The sequence below is a fragment of the Terrabacter sp. GCM10028922 genome (genome assembly GCF_042666095.1).
In the GTDB taxonomy this organism is placed as follows: Bacteria; Actinomycetota; Actinomycetes; order Actinomycetales; family Dermatophilaceae; genus Terrabacter.
The window spans coordinates 246,851-272,925 of sequence record NZ_JBHTFG010000002.1; the positions used below are offsets into that span (position 1 = coordinate 246,851).

Genomic DNA, 26,075 nt, shown 5'->3' on the forward strand with positions numbered 1-26,075 from the left:
CCCACGCGGCTCCGCGCCCGGAAGGCGCCAGGCGTCGCGTCAGACCCTCGGGGAGCCGGCAGGCAGCGCGAGCACGAGCGCTCGCACGAGTGCTGGGTCGCTGAGGCTGTCGCCGAAGAGCTCACGCAGCTGGCCCATCCGGTACCGCACGGTCTGGGCGTGGATGTGCAGGTCGGCGGCTACCTCGTTCCGGCGCCCCTGGTGCAGCAGCCACGACAGCAGCGTCGCGGCGAGCCGTTCCCGGGTGGCCGGCGACAGGTCATCCAGGGGCGCGAGGACCTCGGCCCGAAGATCGGCCAGCGCATCAGGGTCGGCCGTCAGCACGAGGTCGGCAAGGTGTTGCTCGCTGTCCACCGGGGTGCCACTGGCTGAGGGACCCTTCAGCGCCAGCGTGCGCACCGCCCGGTCGTAGGACGCCCGGGCCTCGACCCACGGACGGGATGGGCCGACCACGGCATGGCGGCCGCCGAGCACGCGCAGGAGGTGGCGCCGCCCGGGTCCGTCGGCGTCCGGCACCAGCAGGAGGGTGAGCGGGTGGTCGGGGTCGGCGTCCGGGATCCCCTGCAGGTCCTCGCCGACCTGCAGCGTGTCTGCCCCGAGCGATGCCAGCGCGCGACGTGCCTGGGCGGCGGGGAGCAGCACGGCGGTCAACGTGGTCGGTGGAATCCACTCGGAGCGGGCTGCGGCCGCGGTCAGCACGTCGGCGCCTGCCCTGGCGAGCAGGTGCTGCCCGAGACGTTCGCGGTAGCGGTCGCGCACCCGGCCGCTCGTCGTCAGCTCGTCGGTGTGGCCGGCCACGCTGGCCGCGGACAGCTCGTCGATGTATGCGAAGAGCAGCTCGGCGAACTTCGCCATCGTCGTGGCGGGCAGTCCGGCCTCAGCGGCAGCCTGGGCCAGCTCGCGCCACGCCACACGGGCGCCCACCCGGTATGCCGCGAGCAGGCTGTCCATGGACCGCCCGCCGCGCGCCTCGCCGCGGCCAAGGGCGTAGGCCCCTTCGCGGGTGGGCCCCAGAGGGGTGCTCGGGTCGACGTCGCTGCCCCCGCCGGCGAGCTTGAGGAAGCCGGCGATGGCCATCTGCACGGCCCGTTCGATCGTGCCGCCCGCCGACCCACCCAACGCGCCCCGGTAGTCGGGAACCTCGTCGACGACGGCCGCGACCGTGGTCGTCGCGATGGCGGGGAGCCGCTCGCGCAGGACCCGCAGCACCGAGTGGTCCAGCTGCAGGGCGGCGGCCCGGAACGCGGGACTGCCGGCCACTCCGGCCATGGACTGTCTCCTCCGAACAAAAGTTTCCGGACATTTCACGCCCAGCGGTCAGGATACTACTCCCTCCCCTCAGTCATGCTGGAGACATGAGCCTGACCGCACCCTCGACCCGAGCCGCCCGCCCGTCGTTGCGTCGACGTCTGGTCCAGCTGGCCGAGCGCGCGACCTCGCCGCTGCTGCCGGCCGACTACCTCGACCTCTTCGACCCGCTGCGTCCCGGGGCCGACCTGCGCGGCCGCATCCTCGAGGTCCACGCCGAGACCGCCGACGCCGCGACCATCGTCATCCGTCCCGGCGCCGACTGGGCCGGTCACGTGCCCGGACAGTACGTGCGCATCGGCGTCGACGTCGACGGTGTCCGTCAGTGGCGGGCCTACTCCCTGACCCACGGCCCGCGCGCCGACGGCCACATCTCGATCACCGTCAAGGCCGTGCCCGACGGCCTCGTGAGCACGCACCTCGTCCGCGAGTCCCGGCCCGGCACCCTCGTGCACCTCGAGCAGGCCCAGGGCGAGTTCGTGCTGCCGACCGACGGCGGCAAGTTCCTGTTCGTCACGGCCGGATCGGGCGTGACACCGGTCATCGGCATGCTGCGCAACCTCTTCCCGGTCGCCGACGGCGGCGTCGTCCGCCTACCGCGCTCGGCGGCATACGACATCGTGGTCGTGCACGTGGCCCCCAGCGAGCCGCACTCGATCTTCATCGACAACCTCCGCGCGCTGGACGCGGCCGGCCTCATCCGGCTCGTCGCGCGCTACGACGACGAGCACGGCGTGCTCGACGTCGAGCACCTCGAGAAGCTCGTCCCCGACCTGCACGAGCGCCAGACGCTCGCGTGTGGGCCGGGCGGCCTGCTCGATGCGCTCCAGAGCCACCACCAGGCGCGAGGGCTGCCGCTGCTGACCGAGCAGTTCCGCGCCACCACCCTGGTGGTGGGCGAGGGGGGCACGGTCGACTTCTCCGGCTCAGGCACCACCGTCGCGGCCGACGGTGGCACGCCCATCCTCGACGCCGCCGAGGCTGCCGGCGTGCTCATGCCCTCGGGGTGCCGCATGGGCATCTGCTTCGGGTGCGTGCTGCCGCTGCGCGAAGGGGCCGTGCGCGACCTGCGCACCGGAGCCGTCACGACGGCCACCCCCGGCGAGACCGAAGGACGCGGCGTGCCCATCCAGACCTGCGTCTCGGCAGCTGCCGGCGCCTGCGTCATCGACCACTGACCTCCATGACCCACGGACCCCGCGACCAGAGGAGTCACCATGACCGTCCTGCAGAAGAAGACCCACAACCCCATCGGCCACCTCACGCCCGAGGACATCGAGCAGATCGGCATCGAGCTCGACGCCATCCGCCAGTCGGTCCTCGACACGCGCGGCGCCGACGATGCGGCCTACATCCGCAAGGTCATCGCCGCACAGCGCAAGCTCGAGCTCGCCAGCCGAGCCGTCCTGCTCGTCTCGATGTTCCCGCCCGCGTGGATCGTCGGCACCGCCGGGCTCGCGGTCGCCAAGATCATCGAGAACATGGAGATCGGTCACAACGTCATGCACGGCCAGTGGGACTGGATGCGTGACCCGAAGATCCACTCGACCACGTGGGAGTGGGACAACGCGAGCCCCTCCGAGCAGTGGAAGCACTCGCACAACGAGCTGCACCACACGTACACGAACGTCATCGGCAAGGACAACGACCTCGGCTACGGCATCATGCGCGTCGACGAGGACCAGCGCTGGGTCCCGCTCTACGCCGCGCAGCCACTGTGGAACTTCGTCAACGCCTGCTTCTTCGAGTACGGCATCGCGGCCTACGACCTCGAGCTCGGCAAGAACCTCGCGACCAAGGAGCGCCGTCAGGACCCCGACTTCCGCGCTCGCGCCAAGGTCACCCTGAAGAAGATCCGCAACCAGATGACGAAGGACTACGTCATCCACCCGCTGCTGTCCGGCCCGTCCTTCCTCAGCACGCTTGGCGCCAACGCGACGGCCAACCTCATCCGCAACCTCTGGACCCACTCGGTCATCATGTGCGGCCACTTCCCCGAAGGCGTCGAGACCTTCGAGCGGAAGTCCATCGTGGGGGAGACCCGCGGCGAGTGGTACCTGCGCCAGATGCTCGGCTCGGCCAACATCAGCGGCAGCAAGGCCATGCACTTCATGACCGGCAACCTCAGCTTCCAGATCGAGCACCACCTCTTCCCCGACCTGCCGAGCAACCGCTACCAGCAGATCGCTCCGCAGGTGCAGGCGCTCTTCGAGAAGTACGGCCTCACGTACACGACGGGCTCGCTACCGCGCCAGGTCGCCTCGGCGTGGAAGAAGGTCTTCCGCCTCTCGCTGCCCAACGACTTCCCGCGTCGCGGCAAGGTGGCCCTTGCGCCCGACGCCGCTGAGCCGGTCGCCGAGCGCATCGCCGCCTGACGTCTGGCCCTCCGGACGTTCGTCCTGAGGGCTGCCGGTGGCGTGTCAGCGACCGACGCGGGCAGGCGTGCGCGCCTGCCCGCTCGGGTGCTCGAGTAGGCCCTGACCGGCAGGGGAGAGCTGCGGACCCTGGACGGCCCGGAGCGAGGTGCTGAGCATTCGTCGCAACGCCAGGTCGGCCACGGCCTCCGGACGTCCCAGGACGGCGAGGACCGCGAGATCGACGCTCCGGAACGCCGTGCCGTGGACGTAGAGCGTGTGTCGCCTCCTGTCGTCCGACCCGGCCCTGCGGACTGCGGCGGCGTGCAGGGCACCGAGCAGGGCCGACGGGTCGTCCTCCATGGCGACCTGGGTGCACGAGGCCGCGACACGGGCGAAGGCGAGGGGGTCGTCGGAGCTCGCCCGGGTCAGCGCCGGGATGAAGCGCGCCAAGTCCGCTCGCCGATGATCCGAGGTCGCATCGTTGACGCGGCGGGCAACATGCGACAGCAGCGGGTGGGTGCACGCCGGATGGTCGCACCACGGCTCCCCGGCGGCCACGGACACCAGCTCCATGAGGCATGCGCCGTCGTCGGACGTCAGGTGTCTCCCGACCCCCAGGGAAGACCGATCTGCTTGATGCGCCATGGCTACCTCGCAGGTGCGCGGGTGGCTGTCTCGCGCCGGACGGCCCCGGCCGGCGCGGTGGACGGCCCTTACCGCAACGCTAGACCCGGGAAAGGAACAGTCGGCGAACCGGTGGTGAAGAACGTGTGTCGCCGACCGCGTCTTTCGCTGCGCAACCAGAACGCACCCTCACCTGCGACGGTGGGCTGCCTGCTTCGTCCCGCCGTCGTCGGCCCACCGGTCACCGGCCCCGCGCGCCTCCGACCGGAGCAGCTCGGCGTCTGCCCCCGCGCCGGCGGAGTCGAGCATCCCGCGCGCGGAGTCCTCGTCCAGGTCAGGCGGGATGAGGGTGAGCACGAGCCGGACATAGCTGCTCATCGAGAGCAGGACATGGTGCGGGCGGCGGCTGTTGTCGAACCAGCCCAGGTGCGTGATGCCGAGCGGGGTGCGGACCTTGCGGGGCGCGGCTTCCCAGGTGGAGCGTTCGTAGCTGAGGCGCGCGATGCGGGCTCGGGTGAGCTCGTGCACCGCCGCGTCGAGCAGGGGCACCTCCACGAGCAGGTCGAGCGTGCGCGGCCACCATGCGCCGTCGGATGCGGCGACGCCCGGACGTGGCGAGAGAACGAGACGAGTGCCGAGGTCCGACGGCAGGGACGGGACGTCGCGGTCGGGAGCGGTGTCGTCGCCGGACCGGGTGGGGTCGGTCAGTTCGGTCAGGGTAGGGGACAGAGGCATGGCGTTCACAGCGGCTCCTCGGGAGCGCAGGGCGATGGGTGGACCGCGGCTCGCTCGTCACTTCCCGCCTGTGAGGTCGACGCCGCGCAAGGGTCGGATCCTCTGCCTCTGCCGACGTGAGCTTCCGAGGTCGGATGGTCGCGTCTCGATTTCAGCGTACGCCTCCATTCCGCCGTCCGGCGCTGGGCCCGGGTCTCGCGTGGTGAGAGTCCGCTGAGTCCTGGGTCACATGCGGGGCACGACGGGATCGAGTATCCCAGGCGGGTGTGCCAGAGTGCGTGTCGTGGCATCAACGACGACGCCTGCGAGCGCACCCTCGCCGACGCCCACCTTCTTCCTCGCGGGTGGCACCGGCATCTCCGCCGAGACGCTCGGCAACATGATGCTGCAGCAGTTCCCGACGGTGACGTTCACGCGCCGCAAGATCCCGTTCATCACGACGGTGGAGCGGGCCCGAGAGGTCGTGGTCGCGCTCGACGCGGCGATGACCGAGACCGTCACCCCTCTCGTCTTCTCGACCGTGTCGGACGAGGAGGTGCGCGCCGAGCTGCAGCGCACGAGATGTGCCTTCATCGACCTCTTCGGCTCGCACCTGGCGACGGTGGAGCACGTCCTGCACGTCAACGCCTCCCACCACGTCGGTGCGCTGCACGGCGTCGGTGACGTCGGCCGTTACGAGGCGCGCATGCGCGCGGTCGAGTACGCGATGGAGCACGATGACGGCCAGAGCATGCGCAACCTCGAGCAGGCGCAGCTGATCCTCATCGCCCCGTCGAGGTGCGGCAAGACGCCGACGTCGATCTACCTCGCCCTCCAGCACGGGATCAAGGTCGCCAACTACCCGCTCGTCGAGGAGGACTTCGACACGAGCGACCTGCCGCGTCCCGTCCGTCCGTATGCCGCCAAGTGCTTCGGCCTGCTGTCGACGGCGGCCCGGCTCAGCCAGGTGCGCGGCGAGCGGCGGCCGGGGTCGCGGTACGCCAGCCTGGCCCAGTGCTCCTACGAGCTGCGGCGGGCCGAGGCGATGTACCGGACGCACGGCGTACCGGTGGTCAACTCCTCCGCGATGTCCGTCGAGGAGATCGCCGCCGTGATCATGCAGAGCCGACCCCTCAACGATGTCGGCTGACAGCGCCCGCCCGCCCCGCCTCCCGGAGCAGGATTTCGAATGACGATGAAAGGACCTCTAGTGAGCGAGAACGTGGCGAGGTTCGCCGAGCTTGGACTGGCTGATGTCGAGACGGTCGGGGGCAAGAACGCCTCACTCGGCGAGATGGTCCAGCATCTGTCCGCCGCCGGCGTCTCGGTGCCCGATGGGTTCGCGACGACGGCGGAGGCGTACCGCCGCTTCCTCGCCGAGGACGGACTCGCTGACCGCATCAACGGGCTCCTCGCGGACCTCGACGTCGAGGACACCCGCCGCCTTGCCGACGTCGGGGCGAGCATCCGCGAGGCGGTCGAGCAGCAGTCGTTCCCCGAGGACCTCGAGCGCGACATCCGTGACGCGTACGACCGGCTCGTGAGCGAGCAGGGCGGGGGAGAGGGCGCCGAGCAGGTGAGCTTCGCCGTGCGGTCGAGCGCGACCGCCGAGGACCTGCCGGACGCCTCGTTCGCCGGTCAGCAGGAGACGTTCCTCAACGTGCGCGGCATCGACAACGTGCTCCACGCGATCAAGCTCGTCTTCGCCTCCCTCTACAACGACCGCGCCATCGCCTACCGCGTGCACAGCGACTTCGACCACTCCGTCGTCGCACTCTCGGCCGGTATTCAGCGCATGGTCCGCTCCGACATCGGCTCGTCCGGGGTCATGTTCACCATGGACACCGAGTCGGGCTTCCGGGACGCCGTCTTCATCACGAGCAGCTACGGGCTCGGCGAGGCCGTCGTCCAGGGCGCCGTCAACCCCGACGAGTTCTACGTCTACAAGCCGTCGCTACGGGCCGGCCGCCCCGCGATCCTCAAGCGCGGCGTCGGCGGCAAGGCCACGAAGATGGTCTACACGGCCGACGCGAGCGTCGGGCGCACGATCGAGTTCGTGCCGGTGCCCGAGGCCGACCGCCCGCGCCTGTCGATCACCGACGAGGACGTCACCGAGCTGGCGCTGCAGGCCCTGCGGATCGAGGAGCACTACGGCCGCCCGATGGACATCGAGTGGGGCAAGGACGGTGTCGACGGCCGCATCTACATCCTGCAGGCGCGCCCCGAGACCGTGCAGTCGCGTCAGACCGGCTCGACGCTGCGGCGCTTCCGCATGGACGAGCGTGGGCCGGTCGTCGTCGAGGGCCGCGCGATCGGCCAGAAGATCGGTGCCGGCGGGGTGCGGGTGCTCGACTCGATCGACGCCATGCACGACTTCGTGGCCGGTGAGGTGCTCGTCGCCGACATGACCGACCCTGACTGGGAGCCGATCATGAAGCGCGCGAGCGCGATCGTGACGAACCGTGGCGGCCGCACGTGCCACGCCGCGATCATCGCGCGCGAGCTGGGCATCCCCGCCGTCGTGGGGACGGGCTCGGCCACCCGGGTCCTGTCGGACGGGCAGGAGGTGACGGTGTCCTGCGCGGAGGGCGACACCGGGTTCGTCTACGAAGGGCTGCGCGAGTTCACCGTCACGGAGACGGCGCTCGACGAGATGCCCGAGCTCCCGGTCAAGGTCATGATGAACGTCGGCACGCCCGAGCAGGCGTTCGAGTTCTCGCGCCTGCCGAACAAGGGCGTCGGGCTCGCCCGGCTCGAGTTCATCATCAACCGCCAAATCGGGATCCACCCGAGGGCGCTGCTCGAGCTCGAGGACCAGGAGCCGGGCGTCAAGGCGGAGATCTCGGCGCAGATCCAGGCGTATGCCGGCCCGCGGGAGTTCTTCGTGCAGCGCGTCGCCGAGGGGGTGGCCACGATCGCGGCGGCGTTCGCGCCCGAGCCCGTCATCGTGCGCATGTCGGACTTCAAGTCCAACGAGTATGCCGGCCTGCTCGGCGGCGAGCGGTACGAGCCGCACGAGGAGAACCCGATGATCGGCTACCGCGGCGCGGCGCGGTACCTGTCGGCCGACTTCGCCGAGTGCTTCGCGATGGAGTGCGAGGCGCTGAAGTACGTGCGCGACGAGATGGGGCTGACCAACGTCAAGATCATGATCCCGTTCGTGCGCACCGTCGCCGAGGCGAAGGGCGTCATCGACCTGCTCGGGCAGCACGGGCTGCGCCGCGGTGAGAACGACCTGCAGGTGGTCATGATGTGCGAGGTGCCGTCGAACGCGGTCAACGCCGACGAGTTCCTCGACCACTTCGACGGCTTCTCGATCGGCTCCAACGACATGACGCAGCTGACGCTCGGGCTCGACCGCGACTCCGCGCTCGTGGCCGGGGCCTTCGACGAGCGCGACCCGGCGGTCAAGAAGATGCTGGCCATGGCGATCAGTGCGTGCCGCGAGCGGGGCAAGTACGTCGGCATCTGTGGGCAGGGACCCAGCGACCACCCCGACCTCGCCGAGTGGCTCCTCGAGCAGGGCATCGAGTCGATGTCGCTCAACCCCGACACGGTCGTCGAGACCTGGCTGCGCCTCGCCAAGCATGCCCCGCAGTCGGTCGGCACCGTCTAGCACGACAGAAGGCGGGGACCGTACCCCTGAGCCGGTCCCCGACGACCCCTCTGCAAGATCTCCAGACGATTGCTTGCACAGTTCTTGAAACTTCCTTGCACAAAACCGGGCATTAGGGATGTATTTCGCGAACGGGACTGGTACACCTACACCTGTGGGGCACGGCGACATCGGAGCGCCAGCCGGACCGGACAGGGAGAACGACCATGAGCACAGCGGTTCTGGGCGACGACGACACCACCATGACGGTGATGACCGGCAGCGAGCGGGCCGCGATGCTCGAGCGGCTGGCCGAGGTCTGCACGACGAGCGTCACCGCGCCGATCGGCGCCCCGCGGAACCGAGAGCGCCACGCCGGACGTTCATCCCTCATGTGGCGCTGCCAGTGACGGGTCTCCCCGTCACCGACTGAACCCATCCCGAGCACCCGCCCGCACGGCGCCCCGCCCGCGAACTGGGCACGGCCACCCGAACGTGGCCGGGCGGGGCTCGGTGGGCTCGGGCTCGGGGGCTCGTGAGGTCGGCCGGCACCGGGCGTCAGAGCTGTCGGCTGCTCAGCACCGACGACCGATCGATCTTGAGCACGCCACCGTCGTCGACGAGCCCGAACGCGGTCCGTTCCTCGAAGCGACGTCCGTCCTCGAAGGCGTATCTGATCGTCGCCGTGGCCTGGTCGGGTGCGCTGCCCTCGGCGCCGCGCACCTCCACCGACTCGACGGAGCCCCAGAACGCCTCGTACGTCTCGCGGTTGCCGGCGGTCGTCGACTGGTATCGGGCGGTCAGCCGTTCCCAACCCGCATCGATGTCGCCGGGCAGCAAGGCGTAGTAGTCGCGGACCGCGCCGGCGAGCGCGGCCGGTCGGGTACCCCTGGAAGCAGTGCTCGGCGCGGACGTCGCCACGGGCCGGGACGTGCTCGGCGACGGCTCCCCAACGCTCGAGGTCCTCACCGGGGAGCTGCTCGGGCTCGGTGTCTCGCGCGGCTGGCTCGACGAGGGGCTCGATGAGGGGCTGGCCGAGGGGCTGGCCGAGGCGCTGGCCGAGGGAGCGCCCTTCGCGACGCCGCTCGGGCGGTCGCCGTCGCCCTGCAGAGCCCACACGATGACCCCGAGCCCCGCGAGCAGCAGGATCGCCAGGGCGGCGAGCACCGTCCGGGACCGGCGGCGGACGACCGTCGTCGCGCCGTGGTCCGGTGGTTCGGCGGCCACGAGGGCTGCCCCTGCCGTGCCGTGTGCCTCCTCCTCGGTCTCGTCCGGCCCGTCTCGCTCGGGGGCCGCAGCTCCCGCGACCGCAGCCTCTGGCCGGGGCTCGGCGGCCGTCGACCCAGGGGGTGCGGCCTCGTCGGAGCCCACGACCGGCAGCACACGCGTACGCACCGGGTCGGGCGCGCGCTCGCCCGGAGCCAACCCTTCGTGCGCGACCGGGCCCGCCGCGACGAGGGCGAGGTCGCGAGAGACGTCGGCCATGGTGGGCCGGTCCTCAGGCGCCCGCGCAAGCATCCTCGCGAGGAGCGGAGCGACGGGGCTGTCGGCCGGCGGCCTGATCACGCCGGACGCGACTCGGTGGAGCAGCGCCATGGCATTGTCGGCCGTCCCGAAGGGAGGCGCACCCTCGGCCGCGGTGTACAGGGTGGCGCCGAGCGAGAACACGTCGGAGGCCGGGCTCGATGCCTCGCCTCGTGCCACCTCGGGCGCGAGGTAGGCCGGAGTGCCGGTCACCATGCCGGTGGAGGTCAGGGTCGCATCTCCGAGGGCGCGCGAGATGCCGAAGTCGGTGATCCGCGCCGAGCCGTCCTCGGTGAGCAGGATGTTGCCGGGCTTGACGTCGCGGTGGACGATGCCCGCCTCGTGGGCGGCCGCCAGGGCCGAGGCCACCTCGCTGCCCACGCGGGCGACCTCGCGCGCCGGCAGCATGCCTCGGTCGGAGATGACGTCGTGCAGGCTGCGCGACGGCAGGTACTGCATCACGAGGCACGGCCGGCCGTCGTCGTCCACCACGTCGAAGACGGGCACGGCGTTCGGGTGGTGCAGGCGCGCGGTGATGCGCGCCTCACGCATCGCGCGAGCATGCGCTGAACGGGCCTCATCGTCGGGCAGGCCCACGGGCGCGTGCAGCTGCTTGAGCGCCACGGCACGGCTGAGCCGCTCGTCCCACGCCAGCCAGACCTGGCCCATTCCTCCTGACCCGATGCGGTTCATGAGGCGATAGCGTCCGCCCACGAGATCCGGCTGGTCGACGACCATCGTCAGCAATCCTCCTGTGACATCATCCGGCCACATACCCACCGCGGCCCCGCGGGGCCGGCCAGCCTGCCGCCGTTGCCGGCTCGACTTCCTGCGGCAGCACCGCGCGCTCCTGCGGTGGGATCGGGCGTACGGGGTATGCGACAGCCATGGCACACAAACATCCCGACCCCTCACGGGACGACGACGCCAACCGCCGCGAGAGCCCCGACCGTCATGACGCCAGCCGCCGCGACCGTCCCGACCGTCCCGACCGTCCCGACCGTCCCGACCGTCCCGACCGTCCCGAGAGTCCCACCGACCTGCCGCGCTCGTCACTGTTCGCTGTCGTGAAGCGGGCTCGCACCGAGTTCAAGCGCGACAACCTCACCGACCTTGCTGCGTCCCTGACCTACTACGGCCTCCTGTCGCTGGCCCCGGCCCTCGTCGTGCTCGTGGCCCTGCTCGGGTTGCTCGGGCCGGACCTGACGGCCCAGGTGGTCGACCAGGTGCGGGCCATCGCTCCGGGCTCGAGTGCGGAGTTCGTACGCACCCTCATCGCCCAGGCACAGGCCAACCGCACGACCGCCGGACTGGGCGCCGTGTTCGGTCTCCTCGTGGCCCTGTGGTCGGCGTCAGGGTACGTCTCCGCCTTCATGCGCGCCTCCAACGTCATCTACGACATCCCGGAGGGGCGGCCCCTGTGGAAGACCGTGCCGATCCGCCTCGGCGTCACCGTCCTGGCGGTTCTCGTCATGGTCCTGAGCGCGGTCATCGTCATCGTGAGCGGACCCGTCGCCCAGCAGATCGGTGACCTCGTGGGCGCTGGTGACGCCGCGTTGCGCACGTGGGGGATCGCCAAGTGGCCCGTGCTGCTCATCATCGTCTCGGTGCTCTTCGCGGTGTTCTACTGGGCGAGCCCCAACGCGCGCCAGGGCGGGATCAAGTGGGTCAGCCCGGGTGGGATCATCGCCGTGGTCCTGTGGCTCATCGTCTCCGCTCTCTTCGCCCTCTACGTGGCCTTCTTCTCGTCGTACGACAAGACGTACGGATCGCTCGCGGGTGTCGTCGTCTTCCTCGTGTGGCTGTGGCTGACGAACATCGCGATCCTGCTGGGCGCCGAGGTCAACGCCGAGCTGGACCGCAGTCGTGCCATCGCCGAGGGGGTGCCGGAGGACCTCGAGCCGTTCGCCGAGCCCCGTGACACTCGGGCCATGGACGAGGCGGACCAGCGGGCCGTCGCCGAGGCTGCGAAGCGGCGCTCGGGCTGATGGCCGTCGACGATGTTCCGGCGCCGCCCCCCGTGGCATGCCGGATCAACCCTCAACTGCACGCGGGTCACGCAAGACCCACCTCGAGCAGCCGGCCGTGAGCAGGTGGCGCGAGGACACGGCGACCCGGCTGCGTGCCCTGCGTACGGCGCTGCGCGAGCCCGGGCCGGAGCGGGATGCGCTGCTGCTCCTCGTCAAGGCCGCCGCCGCGACCGTGATCGCCTGGCAGTTCGCCGTCCAGGCCCTCGACAGCCCGGTCCCGTTCTACGCGCCCATGGCGGCCCTGCTCGTCGTCGACCGGACGATGGTGCGGTCGTTATGGGCGAGCGCGCAGCGCATCGCCGCCGTCGTGCTCGGCCTGGGCGTCGCGTGGGCCGTGGCGACCGTCGTCGGGGTCACGTGGTGGACCATGTTCGGAGTCGTGCTCGTCGCACTCGTCATCGGACGGTGGTCGAGACTCGGTGAACACGGGATCCAGGTGCCGGCGATGGTGCTGCTCTCGCTCATCACCGCGAAGGGCACGAACGAGGAGTTCACCTACCTGACGATCGTCGAGACGATCGCCGGCGGCGTCATCGGGGTTGCGACGAACGCGATCGTCCTGGCGCCGCTGCACCTCACCCGGCCACGGCAACGGGTCGCAGCACTCGCCCGTCAGGTCCACGACCTGCTCGAGGAGATGGCACACGGCCTGCCGGACGAGTGGGACCACGACGTGGCACGAGCGTGGTACCGCCGGGGGACCGAGGTGGCCGACAAGGCGCCGTTCGTCATCGACGACATCCACACGGGTCGCGAGAGCACCCGCTTCAACCCGCGCGAGAACCTCCGCCCCGCGGACATCGACTGGGAGGGGTACGAGCACACGGTCACGGCGCTGCGCCGCACCCTCTGGCAGGTCACCGGCATCGCGCGGACGCTGGTCGACGCCGGCGACGCGGAGCGCCCCGAACCGGCCCCCTCGACCACCTTCCTCTCCCGGTACGCCGAGGCACTGAGCTCGATGGCGGTGGCCGTGGAGCAGTTCGGTCTTCACGAGGAGGCGGCGAGCGCCGCGTTCACGCAGGCCACCGACAGCGCGCTGGACGTCCTCACCGAGCTGCGTGAGGAGGTGCGGACCACGCCGCTGCAGGATCCGGACAGCTGGCCGGTCTACGGCGCACTCATCAGTGAGTCGATGCGCGCCGTCCACGACCTGCAGGCGTCTCGGCATGCCGCGGTCGTCCCGACCGACACGGATCCGCTGCGACCACCGCCGTCATCACGGATGTGGCAGGGCCTGCGTCGCCTGGGCGGCGACCGTCGTGGCCAAACCCCCACAAAGGGCTCGGGGGGCGCGCTACCGTGACCTCAGGGCGCGAGCTGTCGTTGTCCGGGTACGCGGCCGCCTGGTCGCGTCCAGCAGCGGGTGTTCCGGGACGTGAGTACAGCGAGGTCTCACGGCCGCCGGTCACCCCGGCGAGAGGAGAAGTCACCGTGCCCACCCCAGCACCTCGGCACCGCCCGCTCCACCGCCCGCTCGCGGCCTCTCGTGACCGGCGTCGCGCGTGACCCCCGACGCCTGCACGCGGCTGCAGACCGCTGGCCAGTGGACCTGCTGGACCTGGCCGGCCGCACAGCACCGGCGGCTGCATCCCGCCGAACGGTGCGGCCTGGGGCGACGTCGGCAGCGGTACCTGCGGACATCCGTCTGCCGGAGCGTCGGCGACGGCCGCCAGCACGGAAGCCTTCCACCTGCGTGACGTGGCCCGACTCCGCTTGACTTCGAGCGCACTCGAAGGGCAACCATGGCCCGGTGACCGTCATCGCGCCCACCGCGGGCCTGTCCATCGCCGAGGCCGCCGAGCGCACCGGCCTGACCACTCACACCCTGCGCTACTACGAGCGCGACGGCCTGATGCTCCACGACGTCGGCCGCACGAGCTCGGGGCACCGGGTCTACACCGAGCGTGACCTCACGTGGGTCGCGATGCTGACGCGTCTGCGTGCCACCGGCATGCCGATCCGTGAGGTCAAGGCGTATGCCGCCCTGTGCCGTCGCGGCGACGGCAACGAGCTCGCGCGCCTGGAGCTGCTGCAGACGCACCGGGCCCGTGTGCTCGCCCAGCTCGCCGAAGTCACCGAGCACCTCGGCGCCATCGACAACAAGATCGGCATCTACCAGTCGAAACTGGAGGCCGCCGTTCCGGAGACCTTCGGCGCACCGGTTGACTTCGAGCGCGCTCGAAGGTCTTGACTCGAGACATGACCACGAACGAAACGACCACCAGTATCGGACGCCGCACGCTCGGTGTCGCCTCCCCCCTCACGGTGTCGAGCATCGGGCTCGGCTGCATGGGGATGTCCGAGTTCTACGGCACCGGCGACGAGGCGCAGGGGATCGCCACCATCCACCGGGCCCTCGACCTCGGCGTCGCCTTCCTCGACACGGCCGACATGTACGGCCCCTTCACCAACGAGAAGCTGGTGGGGAAGGCTGTCGCCGACCGACGCGACCGCGTGGTCCTGGCCACGAAGTTCGGCAACGAGCGCGCGGCCGACGGCACGCGTCTGGGCATCAACGGCCGGCCCGAGTACGTGCGGTCTGCCGCCGAGGCCTCGCTCCAGCGGCTGGGCGTCGACCACATCGACCTCTACTACCAGCACCGCGTCGACAAGACGGTGCCCATCGAGGAGACCGTCGGCGCCATGGCCGAGCTCGTCGAGGCGGGCAAGGTGCTCCACCTGGGGCTCTCCGAGGCCTCGCCCGAGACCATCCGCCGCGCCCACGCCGTCCACCCGGTCACCGCCGTCCAGACGGAGTACTCGCTCTTCACGCGCGACGTCGAGGACCAGATCCTGCCGACCCTGCGCGAGCTCGGCATCGGCCTCGTGCCGTACTCGCCACTCGGCCGCGGCATCCTCACGGGCGCCATCACCCGGACCGACGACCTCGAGCCGGCCGACTCGCGCCGGACCGCGTACTTCCCGCGGTTCCAGGGCGAGGCCCTCGAGTCCAACCTCGCCCTCGTCGCTCGGCTGCGCGAGATCGCGCAGGGCAAGGGCGCAACCGTCGGGCAGCTCGCCCTCGCCTGGGTGCTCGCCCAGGGCGACGACGTCGCCCCCATCCCCGGCACGAAGCGGGTGCGCTACCTCGAGGAGAACGTCGGCGCCGTCTCGCTCGAGCTGACGGCCGACGACCTGGCCGCCATCGAGGCAGCCGTGCCGCGTGGAGCGGTCGCGGGGGAGCGGTACGGCGACATGTCGAGCATCGACGCCTGACCCCCACCCTGGGTACGTGCGTGACGCCGGCCCGTGTGCTGTTCTGAGCGCATGGACCTCACGCGTCGCAGCCGCCTGGCGGCAGTCCTCGGCGTGTGGACGGTCGCGCTCCTGGTCGGCCTCGTCCCGGGGCAGCTCTCGCCGGCCCACGCGGCCGACGGGGACGAGGCCGACCGGACGCTCGCAGAGCGGTACGCGCCCGTCGTCGTCGTGCGTCAGCACGCGGCGCCCTGCGGTGACGGGGAGCCGTACCTTCCCAGCTCGGTCGACCGGGTCCTGGGCCGCAGCGACGTCGTGCTCCGGACGCCGACGCGGGACATCCGGGCGCCGCGCGCCGCAGACCTCTTCGCGGCGCCGGCCGGCTCGAACCTCGACCTGCCCGGGCAGGTCCTCGACCCACGGTGCGAGTACGAGTCGTGGGCGGGACGGATCGGCGCCGGGGACCAGCCGACCGTGTACGCGCGCGTCGTCACCGAGCCCGGCCACGAGGGAGTCGTGGCCCTGCAGTACTGGTTCTGGTGGGTCTACAACGACTGGAACGACCGCCACGAAGGCGACTGGGAGATGGTGCAGCTCGTCTTCGACGCCGACGACGCGGCAGGCGCGCTCCGCGTGGGGCCACGGCAGACGGCATACGCGCAGCACGAGGGGGCGGAGCTCGCGAACTGGGCCGACACCGGCAAGCTCGCGGTCGTCGACGGGCACCCCGTGGTCTACCCCGGCCAGGGCTCGCACGCCGCGTACTACACCCAGGCGGTGTGGTTCGGCCGCAGCGCAGCGACCGGCTTCGGGTGCGACGACACCTCGGCACCCGGCACGGCCGTCCGCCCGGCGGTCGCGCTGCTGCCCACGGCGACGCCGACGTCGGCTGGTGACCCGTATGCATGGCTGGCCTACGCCGGTCGGTGGGGACAGCGCGCGCCGACCTTCAACAACGGGCCCACGGGACCGGCCACGAAGCAGCAGTGGAGCGCGCCCCTCACCTGGGTCGAGGAGAAGGGGCGTCCCGGTTCGGTGGCGCTCCCACTGGTGCCCGGCATCGCCGCCGACGGCTTCTGCGGGATGGTGGGGGGTGGGTCGAAGCTGTTCCTCGAGGCACTCGAGCGGCCCCTCGTGGTGGCCGCCTTCGCCGGCGCCGCGGTGATCCTCGTCGGGGCTGCCGCGCGTCGCACGCGTTGGCGCGCCGGTGACCGTGAGGACCCGGATGCCGTGGACCGGGAGCGACACACCGGGCAGATCCTCGTCGACCAGGTCAGGGTCGCGACCCGCCTGCGGCGCCAGCTCCTCCCCGTCAGCCTCACCCTCTTCGTGGCCGTGGTGCTCGCGACGTATGCCAGGCAGTGGGCGGTCCGACCGGGCGAGGACTCCAGCATCACCGAGGTGAACGGGAGCGCCGACTCGCTGCTGCCTGTCGTGGCGGGGGTCGCGGCGTGGCTGATCCTCTTCGTCGTCCAGGCCTGCTGCGTGTCGGTCGTGCTCCACATGCTCGATGCAACGGCGCAGGGGCGGTCTGTCTCCGCCTTCGAGGGCGCCCGGCGTGTGGCCTGGCGTCCCACCACCGCTGCGGTCTACGTCCTGGGCTCGGCGACGCTGTCGCTGCTCTTCAGCAGCTTCTGGCTGGCCCCCGTCGGCCTCGTGCTGCTGTCCCTCTGGTGTGTCTCGTTCGTCGCCGCGTCGCAGGAGGAGCTCGGCGTGCGCGACTCCTTCGCGCGCAGCCAGGCACTGACCCGCACCCGTCGACTCAAGTCGACGCTGCTCGCCCTCGTCCTGCTCTACTCCGCCACCCTCTGCGGGCCGTTCGTCGGTGGGCTGCTCCTGCTCGTCACGGGTTGGCCGGTGGCGCTGTGCAACGCCGTTGCGGCGGCGTTCACCGCGCTGCTCGTGCCGGTCCCGACCATCGGCATCGGCCTGCTCTTCTACGACCTGCGCCACGAGTCCGGAGCGACGGCGTCGGTCGATCCCCAGCGGGGAGCCGGACGGATCCGCGTCTCCGGGATGCGTCCTCGTCGCGCGTGATTAGGTGGGGACATGCGTGTGACTCATCTCGGACATGCCTGTCTCCTCGTCGAGCTCGCGGACCGCCGCATCCTCATCGACCCGGGCGGCTTCTCGTCCGGCTTCGAGGACCTGACCGGCCTCGATGCCGTCCTCGTGACCCACAACCATGCCGACCACTTCGATGCGGAGCGCGTACCCGCGCTGCTGCGTGCCAACCCGGGAGCGACCGTCCACACCGACCCGTTGACGGCCGAGAAGCTGCGCGGCGAAGGGCTCGATGCGGTGCCGTCGCGACACGGTGAGGACTTCGCCGTCGGCGACGTCACGGTCTCGCCCGTCGGCGAGCTGCACGCGTTCAACCATCCGGCGATGCCACGCATACCCAACGTCGGGGTCGTGCTGCGTGCGGACGGCGAGCCGTCGATCTTCCATCCCGGCGACGCGTACGACGGCGAGCCCGGGCAGGTCGACGTGCTGGCGCATCCGCTCAACGCCCCGTGGGCGGCGAGCCGCGACTCGATCGACTTCGTGGGCCGCATCGCCCCGAAGGTCTTCATCCCGATCCATGACGCGTTGCTCAGCGACGTCGGACACACGATGTACTCCAGCCACATCGAGCAGTTCTCCGGTGTCGAGGGCCTGACGTACACCGCGCTGCGCGACGCCGAGTCGGCGACGTTCTGAGGTCGGGGACTCCGGGAGCGACGTGAGCGGTATCGCCGATCTGCCTGCACCACAGGGCGATCCGAACGAAGGTCCGGCCATCGCCGTTCGCGGGCTGGGCAAGCGCTTCGGTGAGCTCATCGCCGTGAAGGGCATCGACCTCGATGTACCCCGTGGGTCCTTCTTCGGGCTCGTCGGCCCCAACGGCGCAGGCAAGACGACGACGCTGTCGATGGTCACCGGTCTGCTGCGACCCGACGCCGGGCAGGCGTTCGTGCTCGGCCGTGACGTGTGGTCCGACCCCGTCGCCGCCAAGCGGCTCATCGGGGTGCTGCCCGACGGACTCAAGCTCTTCGACCGCCTCACCGGTCTCCAGCTCATCACGTATGCCGGCCTGCTGCGCGGGATGCCCCGCGACCTCGCGTCGGAGCGGGCAGCCGAGCTGGTCGCCGCACTCGGGCTCGCCGAGGCCCAGGGCAAGCTCGTCGTCGACTACTCCGCCGGCATGACGAAGAAGGTCACGCTGGCCTCTGCCCTCGTCCATGCCCCGCGCGTGCTCGTGCTCGACGAGCCGTTCGAGGCCGTCGACCCCGTCTCGGCCGCGACGATCCGTCGCATCCTCGCGGACTACGTCGGCGCCGGCGGCACCGTCGTGCTCTCGAGCCACGTCATGGAGCTCGTCGAGCGCATCTGCTCGCACGTCGCCGTCATCTCCGACGGTCAGGTCCTCGCCACCGGCGAGCTCGACGTGGTGCGCGAGGGCCGTTCTCTCGAGGAGCGGTTCGTCGACCTCGTCGGGGGCACGACCGAGGTGGTGGGGCTGTCGTGGTTGCGCACCTCGTCCGACTGAAGCTCGCGCTGCTGCGCAACATCTTCCGCCGCAGCCGGGCGCAGGCGATCGGCGCCGTGATCGGCATCGTCTACTTCGCCGTCCTCGTCGTGGGGCTCACCGTCATCCTCGCCTCCTTCCGCACCTCGCTCGACGCCGCCCTCGTCGTCATCCCGCTCGCCGGCGCGGCCGGGACCGTGCTGTGGACGGTGGTCCCGCTCTTCTCGTTCGGGTCCGACCCGACCCTCGACCCGGGTCGGTTCGCGACGTTCGCCGTGCCGCACCGACAGCTCGCCACGGGGCTCATCGTCGCGGCGCTCGTGGGTCTGCCCGCGGTCGCGTCGATCGTTCTCTGTGTCGGTGTCGTCGTCGCGTGGTCGCACTCCCTGGCGTCGACGGCTGTCGGCGTCGTCGCGACGGCGCTCGGGCTGCTGACGGCGATCACGACGAGCCGTTGGGTCTCCGCGCTCCTGACGGACGCGATCTCGAGCCGGCGCGGTCGCGACGTCGTGGCTGTGCTCGGGCTCCTCCTGCTCGTCGTGATCGGCCCCGTCGTCTCGCTCGTCGCGAACCTCGACCACGACCTGCGCGACGTGGCCACCTCAGTGGCGCAGGTCGTGGCGTGGACACCGCTCGGGTGGGCCTGGGCCGCTCCGGGTGACGTCGCCGCCGGTGCCACGGTCACCGGCCTGGTCCGGCTCGCCCTCGCTGTCGCGCTCCTCGCGCTCGTGGGCCGGCTCTGGTCGAATGCCCTGCGTGGCCAGGTGGACAACCCACGAGCCGTCTCGCGTTCCGACTCAGGCGCCTCCGTCGGCGACGACCTCGGGCTCCTCGCCCGACTGCCCGGCACCCCGGTGGGAGCCGTCGCGGCCCGCGTCCTCACGTACTGGCGTCGTGACCCCCGCTACCAGATCAGCTTGGTCATGACGCCGCTGGTGCCGCTGGCCCTGCTCGTCCCGTACTACACGGGCGACCTGCGGTGGACGCCCCTGCTCATGGGCCCGCTCATCGCGTTCCTGCTCGGGTGGAGCGAGCACAACGCCGTCGCCTACGAGGCTGAGGCGCTGTGGCTGCACGTCGTTGCAGGCACGTCGGGGCGCGACGACCGGCGTGGCCGCCTCGTGCCCGGCGCGGTCCTCGCGGTCGCGCTCGTGCCGGTGTATGGCGTCGTGGGAGTCGCCGTCGCCGGGCGCTGGGATCTCCTCGTGCCCGTCGTCGGCGTGTGCCTGGGCCTGCTCGGCGCCGGGTATGCCGTCTCGAGCGTCATGAGCGTCGTCCTGCCCTACCCGGTGCCGGCGTCGGGCGAGAGCCCCTTCAACACGCCTCCCGGTGCGGCCGGCATCACGATCGCCGCGCAGTCGCTGGCGAGCGTCGGCACCGTCGCCCTCGCGTCACCGGTCCTGGTGCCGGCGTGGTTCGCCTGGCAGGGCTCGGTGGTCGCCGCGTGGGCCACGGGCGTCGTAGGCGTCGGGACAGGTACCGTCGTCGCGCTCGCGGGCATCCGGGTCGGGGCCGCGCTCTACGATCGGCGCGCGCCCGAGCTCCTGGTGGCGCTGCGTCGTTCCTGAGCCCTGGGGGAGGTCGGGCGAGGTCGGGCGAGACGGAGGCGGAGCCAGGTCAGGCGAGGTCGACCGCGAGGTGGGCCGCCCCGATGATGCCCGCCTGGTTGCGCAGCTGCGCCGGCACGATCGGGCACCGCAGCTTCAGCTTCGGCAGGAACTCGTCGCTGTCCTTCGAGATGCCGCCGCCCACGACGATGAGGTCGGGCGAGAAGAGCTTCTCGATCGTGTCGTAGTACCTCTGGAGCCGCTCGATGTACTCGTCCCAGGAGAGGTTCTCGATGTCCTTGATGGACGACGCGGCGCGGTCCTCGGCGTCGTAACCGTCGATCTCGAGGTGGCCGAGCTCCGAGTTGGGCACGAGGCGGCCGTCGTGGATGAGGGCAGTGCCGATGCCGGTCCCGAGGGTCGTGAGGATGACCAGGCCGTTCACACCCTTGGCGGCGCCGTAGTAGAGCTCGGCGAGCCCGGCCGCGTCGGCGTCGTTGAGCACTGTCACGGCGCGGCCGGTGTGCTCCTGGATCAGGGCCTCGGCGTCGGTGTCGATCCACGTCGGGTCGATGTTGGCGGCGGAGAGCACGGTGCCGCGGATGACGACGGCCGGGATCGTCACGCCGATGGGGGAGTCGCCCGTCACGTCGGCGAAGTGGTCGACGATCTCGTCGACGACCTCCGCCACGGCATCGGGGGTGGCCGGCTTCGGGGTGTCGATGCGCATCCGCTTGCCGGCCAGCTCGCCCGCCTTGAGGTCGACGGGGGCTCCCTTGATGCCGCTGCCGCCGATGTCGATGCCGAGGGGCGTGCCCTTCTTGCCCATGGTCCCTGCTTCCTTGTCGAGGACGTCGTGGAGTCGTGCGAGGTCGTGCGAGGTCGTTGTCTGTCGGTCCCCTGCGCTACGGCCGCTCGGCGCCGTCGGGGAGCGTCAGGATCTCGTTGCCGTCGTCGGTGATGACGATGGTGTGCTCGAACTGTGCCGAACGGGAGCCGTCGCGCGTCACGACCGTCCACCGGTCGTCCCACATGTCCCACTCGTGGGTGCCCAGGTTGAGCATCGGCTCGATCGTGAAGGTCATGCCGGGCTCGATGAGGGTGTCGTAGTGGGGCGCGGCGTCGTAGTGCGGCACGATCAGGCCGGAGTGGAACTCGAGACCGATGCCGTGTCCGGTGAAGTCGCGGACGACGCCGTAGCCGAAGCGCTTGGCGTAGCTCTCGATGACACGGCCGATGACGTTGATCTCGCGACCCGGCCGGGCGGCGCGGATGCCGCGCATCATCGCCTCGTGGGTGCGCTCGACGAGCAGTCGCGACTCCTCGTCGACCTCGCCGACGAGGTAGGTGGCATCGGTGTCTCCGTGCACGCCGTGGATGTAGGCGGTGACGTCGATGTTGACGATGTCGCCGTCCTCGAGCGGACGCGCGTCGGGGATGCCGTGGCAGATGACCTCGTTGACGCTCGTGCACACCGACTTGGGGAAGGCCTTGTAGCCGAGGGGCGAGGGGTAGGCGCCGTGGTCGAGCATGTACTCGTGGGCGACGGCGTCGAGCTCGTCGGTCGTGACCCCGGGGGCGATCCGCCTCGACGCCTCGACCATGGCACTGGCGGCGATCCGGCCCGCGATGCGCATCTTCTCGACCGTCTCGGCGTCCTTGACGCGGACGTCGCCGTCCTCGCGGGGGTTGGGCGCGTCGACGTAGTGCGGCCGTTCGATGGAGGCGGGCACCGGACGTCGAGGGCTGATGGGGTGGGCAGACACCCGCGGCTGGAGCAACGGCATACGGTGGAGTCTAGGTCGTCAGCGCGTGCCGTCCACGAGGGGCGCTCACGAGGCGGACCCGCTCGATTCGGAAGAGAAGGAGTGTGCTCGTGAGCTTCTGGTACAACGTCGACACCGGTCAGGTCGAGACCGACGAGAACCGCAGCCGGGGCGAGCAGGTGCTCGGTCCGTACGCCACCGAGGCCGAGGCTCGGGCGGCCCTCGACACGGCGCACGCGAAGACGGAGAAGTGGGACGCCGAGGACCGCGCCTGGAACGAGCGCGGCTCCACGCGAAGCGACGGGGACGTCGAGGACTGAGCGTCAGCACCCCGACGTGCGTCGGGGGACCTGCAGCCGACCGGGCGGGCCGGGTCAGGAGTCGAAGGAGTGCTCGGCGTCGGGGAAGGCACCCGACTCGACGTCGGCGGCATACGTGCGGGCGGCGTCGAGCAGCGTGCCGCGCAGGTCGGCGTACTTCTTGACGAAGCGCGGGGTCTTGCCGCTGCGCAGTCCGGCGAAGTCGCTCCACACGAGCACCTGGGCGTCCGTGCCGTTGCCGGCGCCGATGCCGATGGTGGGGATGGTGAGGACCTCGGTGACGCGCGCGGCGACCGGGGCCGGAACCATCTCGAGGACGACCGCGAACGCGCCGGCGTCCTGCAGGGCCCGGGCCTCGTCGACGAGGGCGTCGGCCGCGTCGCCCCGACCCTGGACCCGGTAGCCGCCGAGCTGGTGCTCGCTCTGCGGCGTGAAGCCGACGTGGGCCATGACCGGGATGCCCGCGTCCGTCAAGGTCTTGACGAGCGGCACCATCGCGGTGCCACCCTCGAGCTTCACGGCGTGCGCGAGCCCCTCCTTCATGAGTCGCACGGCGTTCGCGAAGCCCTGCTCGATCGACGCCCCGTAGGAGCCGAAGGGCATGTCGGCGACGACGAGGGCTCGACGCGCGGCCGACGACACGGCCCGCACGAGCGGGATCATCTCGTCGAGCGTGACGGGGACGGTCGTCTCGTAGCCGTACACGTTGTTGCCGGCCGAGTCGCCGACGAGCAGGACGGGGATGCCGGCCTCGTCGAAGATCTGGGCGGCGTACATGTCGTATGCCGTCAGCATCGCCCAGCGCCGACCCTCCGCCTTCATGGCGTGCAGGTGGGGGATGCGCACCTTGCGCGGAGCCGGCGCGGCGCCGGGAGTCTGGGCACCTGAGCCCGTGGGGGGTTCCTGGGTCCGGCTGCCGGAACCGTAGGGACTCTGCTCCTCGGGGGCGCCAGTGCTCATTGCGGGAGCATATCCGGGGCTCGGCGGCGGTCGTCACTCCGCGTTGCGGGGGCTGACGTGGGAGTGCTGTGACGCGTGTGACCCGTATCGGAGAACGGTCCGTCCTGCCAAGCCCGAACGCGGCGTTCTTTACGAAGATTTTACGTTCTTTGCGCTGAACTGCCTTGTGGCACAAGTTTTTCCGGATCCGGGGCTGCTAGGCGACACATTGTCGCTCATCTGTGCTCTCATACCCAAGGCGCCGGATGGACGGCGTCCGTGACCAGGAGGACAGATCTTGAACAAGCGCCAGTGGAGTGCTGTATCGGGCTTGGCCGTGGGGGCGCTCGTCGTCACCGGCCTGACGGCCCCGATGCAGGCTCAGGCAACTCCCGTTGCCAAGGCCCCGGTCAGCGGTGATCCCGCGGCCGCGCAGGCTTCTCAGCCGGACAACCTTCCCAACCCGCTCGCCGAGGCCAAGGCCGCCGAGCGCAAGGACGCCGTCACCAAGCTCATCAGCGGTGAGGCGACGACGAAGACCATCGGTGGCAACCGCGTCATCGAGGTCAAGGGCAAGGCCACGGCCGGCAAGGCCGGCACGTCGAGGTACATCGACTACCCGGTGGACCGTGAGGAGGACATCTTCACCATCCTCACCGACTTCGGCACGCAGACGAAGACGGGCTTCGACGCCACGGCCGGGCCGGCGCACAACCAGATCCCTGCGCCCGACCGCACCTGGGACGGCAACAGCACCGACGACAACTCGACGTACTGGACCGCCGACTTCAACCGCGGCCACTACCTGGACATGATGTTCGGCGAGGGGGAGTCGTTCAAGGACTTCTACCTCAAGCTGTCCAACGGCCGCTTCCTCGCCAAGGGCGACGTCTCCGACTGGGTCACAGTGCCCTACAACGAGGCCCGCTACGGCGCCAAGAACGACGCCGACGGCTACTGGAACTACATCAAGGACACGGCGACCGCCTGGTACACCGACCAGAAGGCCGAGGGCAAGACCGACGCCGACATCGCGGCGTACCTCGCCCAGTTCGACAAGGTCGACCGCTACGACTACGACGGCGACGGCGACTTCACCGAGCCCGACGGCTACATCGACCACTTCCAGGCCATCCACGCCGGTGAGGGCGAGGAGGCCGGCGGTGGCGCCCAGGGCGTCAACGCCATCTGGTCGCACCGCTGGTACGCCTTCTCCAACGGCCAGGGCAGGACCGGCCCCGACTTCAACAAGCTCGGCGGCGTGCCGCTCGGCGACTCCGGCATCTGGATCGGTGACTACACGACCGAGCCGGAGAACGGCGGCCTCGGCGTCTTCACGCACGAGTTCGGGCACGACCTCGGTCTGCCCGACCTCTACGACACCAACGGCGGCGACAACGGCACCGGCTTCTGGTCGCTCATGAGCGGTGGCTCGTGGCTCAACCACGGCACCGACTCGATCGGCACGACCCCCGGCTACATGGGCCCGTGGGAGAAGCTCCAGCTCGGCTGGCTCGACTACAAGGTCGTCCCGTACGGCACCGACATGACCGTGAAGCTGGGTCCGGCCGACCGAGCGAGCGCCACGAGCTACCAGGCGATCGTCGTCCCGCTGCCGGAGCGCACCGTCACGACCAAGCGCAACACCCCGCACTCCGGCGCGGCCGAGTGGTGGAGCGGCTTCGGTGACAACCTCAACTCGACGCTGACCCGCACGATCGACCTGACCTCCGCGACGACGTCCGCGTCGGTGGGCGCATGGGTCCAGGGCAACCTCGAGGAGGGCTACGACTACCTCTACGGCGAGGTCTCCACCGACAACGGTGCGACCTGGAAGGATGCGGGCGCCCCGATCGACGGCGTCTTCGCCTGGGCTCAGAAGTCCTGGGACCTGTCGGCGTACAAGGGCCAGAGCGTCCAGTTCCGGCTTCGCGTCGCCACCGATGGCGGCGTCGCGAGCGAGGCCTTCGTCGACGATCTCGCCGTGACGGTCGACGGAGTGGCCGGAGCGGTCGACGACGTCGAGTCCGGCGCCGGTGCGTGGACGGCCAAGGGCTTCTCCATCAGCAGCGGCACCACCTCGAAGCAGGTCCAGGACGTCTACTACGCCGAGAACCGCGTGTACAGCGGCTACGACGACACGCTCAGGACCGGCCCGTACAACTTCGGCTGGGCCAACACGCGGCCTGACTGGGTGGAGCGCTTCCCGTACCAGAACGGCATGCTCGTGTGGTTCGCCAACGGTGAGTACGCCGACAACAACACGAAGGACCACCCGGGTGGCGGCGAGGTGCTCCCGGTCGACGCCCGCCCGGCGCCCGTCACCTTCCCCGACGGCGTCAAGCTCGGCAACCGTCGCCAGCCGTTCGACGCGACGTTCGGCCAGGAGGCCACCGACGCGGTGACCTTCCACCGCAACGGCGCCGCCAGCGCGGTCCCGTCGCAGCCGGCCATCCCGACGTTCGACGACTCCGACGTCAACCGCTACTGGTCCTCGGCGAACCCGTGGTCGTCCACCAGGGTGGCCGGGTCCGGTACGCGGATGACCGTGAGCAAGACCGCTGACGGTGGCAACGAGCTGCAGGTCAAGGTCACGTTCCAGTGACCTCAGGGTCATGAGCGCGAGGGCCCCCGGGGACGTC

General features: G+C 70.7%; 22 protein-coding genes. 15 read left to right on the forward strand and 7 right to left on the reverse strand.

Annotated features, from left to right (window positions below; translation table 11 throughout):
* Positions 1-39 precede the first annotated feature (39 nt).
* Positions 40-1,269 (reverse strand): PucR family transcriptional regulator, encoded by a 1,230-nt coding sequence (locus tag ACFQU3_RS02585; protein ID WP_385906023.1) that lies wholly within the window; start codon positions 1,267-1,269, stop codon positions 40-42.
* Between the two features lie 86 nt (positions 1,270-1,355).
* Between ACFQU3_RS02585 and ACFQU3_RS02590 the strand changes: the two genes are divergently transcribed.
* Both ACFQU3_RS02590 and ACFQU3_RS02595 read left to right on the forward strand, forming a co-directional pair.
* Entirely contained in the window at positions 1,356-2,486 is a 1,131-nt protein-coding gene (locus ACFQU3_RS02590) for a ferredoxin reductase (RefSeq protein WP_385906026.1), read from the forward strand.
* A gap of 39 nt (positions 2,487-2,525) precedes the next feature.
* Entirely contained in the window at positions 2,526-3,683 is a 1,158-nt protein-coding gene (locus ACFQU3_RS02595) for a fatty acid desaturase family protein (RefSeq protein ID WP_385906028.1), read from the forward strand.
* A 45-nt stretch (positions 3,684-3,728) separates the two neighbouring features.
* Here the strand turns inward: ACFQU3_RS02595 and ACFQU3_RS02600 are convergent, their stop codons facing one another.
* Together ACFQU3_RS02600 and ACFQU3_RS02605 are read right to left on the reverse strand one after the other, a co-directional pair.
* Positions 3,729-4,115 carry a hypothetical protein gene (locus tag ACFQU3_RS02600; RefSeq protein ID WP_385906031.1) on the reverse strand — a complete coding sequence of 129 codons (387 nt, stop codon included), beginning with the start codon at positions 4,113-4,115 and terminating at the stop codon, positions 3,729-3,731.
* A 363-nt stretch (positions 4,116-4,478) separates the two neighbouring features.
* Complete coding sequence (locus ACFQU3_RS02605) at positions 4,479-5,024, reverse strand: DUF5994 family protein (protein ID WP_385906034.1); 546 nt, start codon at positions 5,022-5,024, stop codon at positions 4,479-4,481.
* Between the two features lie 283 nt (positions 5,025-5,307).
* On the opposite strand from ACFQU3_RS02605, the gene ACFQU3_RS02610 reads away from it, so the two are divergent.
* The 3 genes from ACFQU3_RS02610 to ACFQU3_RS02620 all read left to right on the forward strand — a co-directional run bounded on the left by ACFQU3_RS02610 (position 5,308) and on the right by ACFQU3_RS02620 (position 9,008).
* Entirely contained in the window at positions 5,308-6,153 is an 846-nt protein-coding gene (locus tag ACFQU3_RS02610) for a pyruvate, water dikinase regulatory protein (RefSeq protein WP_385906037.1), read from the forward strand.
* A gap of 45 nt (positions 6,154-6,198) precedes the next feature.
* Positions 6,199-8,619: a phosphoenolpyruvate synthase gene (gene ppsA / locus ACFQU3_RS02615; protein WP_385906040.1), complete on the forward strand. Its 2,421-nt coding sequence runs from the start codon at positions 6,199-6,201 to the stop codon at positions 8,617-8,619.
* A gap of 206 nt (positions 8,620-8,825) precedes the next feature.
* A complete protein-coding gene (locus ACFQU3_RS02620; protein WP_385906043.1) occupies positions 8,826-9,008 on the forward strand; it encodes a hypothetical protein in 183 nt (60 codons plus the stop codon).
* A gap of 148 nt (positions 9,009-9,156) precedes the next feature.
* On the opposite strand, the gene ACFQU3_RS02625 is transcribed toward ACFQU3_RS02620, so the two are convergent.
* Entirely contained in the window at positions 9,157-10,860 is a 1,704-nt protein-coding gene (locus ACFQU3_RS02625; RefSeq protein ID WP_385906045.1) for a serine/threonine-protein kinase, read from the reverse strand.
* A 149-nt stretch (positions 10,861-11,009) separates the two neighbouring features.
* On the opposite strand from ACFQU3_RS02625, the gene ACFQU3_RS02630 reads away from it, so the two are divergent.
* The 8 genes from ACFQU3_RS02630 (at position 11,010) to ACFQU3_RS02665 (ending at position 20,429) form a co-directional block, all read left to right on the forward strand.
* Positions 11,010-12,110: a YihY/virulence factor BrkB family protein gene (locus ACFQU3_RS02630; protein WP_385906048.1), complete on the forward strand. Its 1,101-nt coding sequence runs from the start codon at positions 11,010-11,012 to the stop codon at positions 12,108-12,110.
* Between the two features lie 97 nt (positions 12,111-12,207).
* Positions 12,208-13,458 carry an aromatic acid exporter family protein gene (locus ACFQU3_RS02635; protein WP_385906051.1) on the forward strand — a complete coding sequence of 417 codons (1,251 nt, stop codon included), beginning with the start codon at positions 12,208-12,210 and terminating at the stop codon, positions 13,456-13,458.
* A 447-nt stretch (positions 13,459-13,905) separates the two neighbouring features.
* Positions 13,906-14,346, forward strand: coding sequence for a MerR family transcriptional regulator (locus ACFQU3_RS02640; RefSeq protein WP_385906054.1), 441 nt, complete (start codon positions 13,906-13,908; stop codon positions 14,344-14,346).
* A gap of 8 nt (positions 14,347-14,354) precedes the next feature.
* Positions 14,355-15,371 (forward strand): aldo/keto reductase, encoded by a 1,017-nt coding sequence (locus ACFQU3_RS02645; protein WP_385906057.1) that lies wholly within the window; start codon positions 14,355-14,357, stop codon positions 15,369-15,371.
* 51 nt (positions 15,372-15,422) lie between these two features.
* Positions 15,423-17,387, forward strand: coding sequence for a hypothetical protein (locus ACFQU3_RS02650; protein ID WP_385906060.1), 1,965 nt, complete (start codon positions 15,423-15,425; stop codon positions 17,385-17,387).
* Between the two features lie 12 nt (positions 17,388-17,399).
* Entirely contained in the window at positions 17,400-18,053 is a 654-nt protein-coding gene (locus ACFQU3_RS02655; protein WP_385906063.1) for an MBL fold metallo-hydrolase, read from the forward strand.
* A gap of 22 nt (positions 18,054-18,075) precedes the next feature.
* Positions 18,076-18,882, forward strand: coding sequence for an ABC transporter ATP-binding protein (locus ACFQU3_RS02660; RefSeq protein ID WP_385906066.1), 807 nt, complete (start codon positions 18,076-18,078; stop codon positions 18,880-18,882).
* On the forward strand, positions 18,858-20,429 hold the full coding sequence (locus tag ACFQU3_RS02665) for a hypothetical protein (protein WP_385906069.1): 1,572 nt from the start codon (positions 18,858-18,860) through the stop codon (positions 20,427-20,429). The genes ACFQU3_RS02660 and ACFQU3_RS02665 overlap by 25 nt, the downstream gene beginning before the upstream one ends.
* Positions 20,430-20,478: 49 nt before the next feature.
* Here ACFQU3_RS02665 and ppgK read toward each other — a convergent pair whose 3' ends face one another.
* Together ppgK and map are read right to left on the reverse strand one after the other, a co-directional pair.
* Positions 20,479-21,237, reverse strand: a complete 759-nt coding sequence (gene ppgK, locus ACFQU3_RS02670) for a polyphosphate--glucose phosphotransferase (RefSeq protein WP_385906072.1) — start codon at positions 21,235-21,237, stop codon at positions 20,479-20,481.
* A 76-nt stretch (positions 21,238-21,313) separates the two neighbouring features.
* Entirely contained in the window at positions 21,314-22,195 is an 882-nt protein-coding gene (map, locus tag ACFQU3_RS02675; protein WP_385906075.1) for a type I methionyl aminopeptidase, read from the reverse strand.
* An 89-nt stretch (positions 22,196-22,284) separates the two neighbouring features.
* Here map and ACFQU3_RS02680 point away from each other — a divergent pair, with 89 nt between their 5' ends.
* The gene (locus ACFQU3_RS02680; RefSeq protein WP_385906078.1) at positions 22,285-22,494 is read left to right on the forward strand and encodes a methionine aminopeptidase; all 210 of its coding nucleotides are present in this window, start codon (positions 22,285-22,287) and stop codon (positions 22,492-22,494) included.
* A 54-nt stretch (positions 22,495-22,548) separates the two neighbouring features.
* Here the strand turns inward: ACFQU3_RS02680 and panB are convergent, their stop codons facing one another.
* Complete coding sequence (gene panB, locus ACFQU3_RS02685; protein ID WP_385906081.1) at positions 22,549-23,454, reverse strand: 3-methyl-2-oxobutanoate hydroxymethyltransferase; 906 nt, start codon at positions 23,452-23,454, stop codon at positions 22,549-22,551.
* Between the two features lie 277 nt (positions 23,455-23,731).
* Between panB and ACFQU3_RS02690 the strand changes: the two genes are divergently transcribed.
* Positions 23,732-26,038, forward strand: a complete 2,307-nt coding sequence (locus ACFQU3_RS02690) for an immune inhibitor A domain-containing protein (protein WP_385906085.1) — start codon at positions 23,732-23,734, stop codon at positions 26,036-26,038.
* The last annotated feature ends 37 nt before the right edge of the window (positions 26,039-26,075 follow it).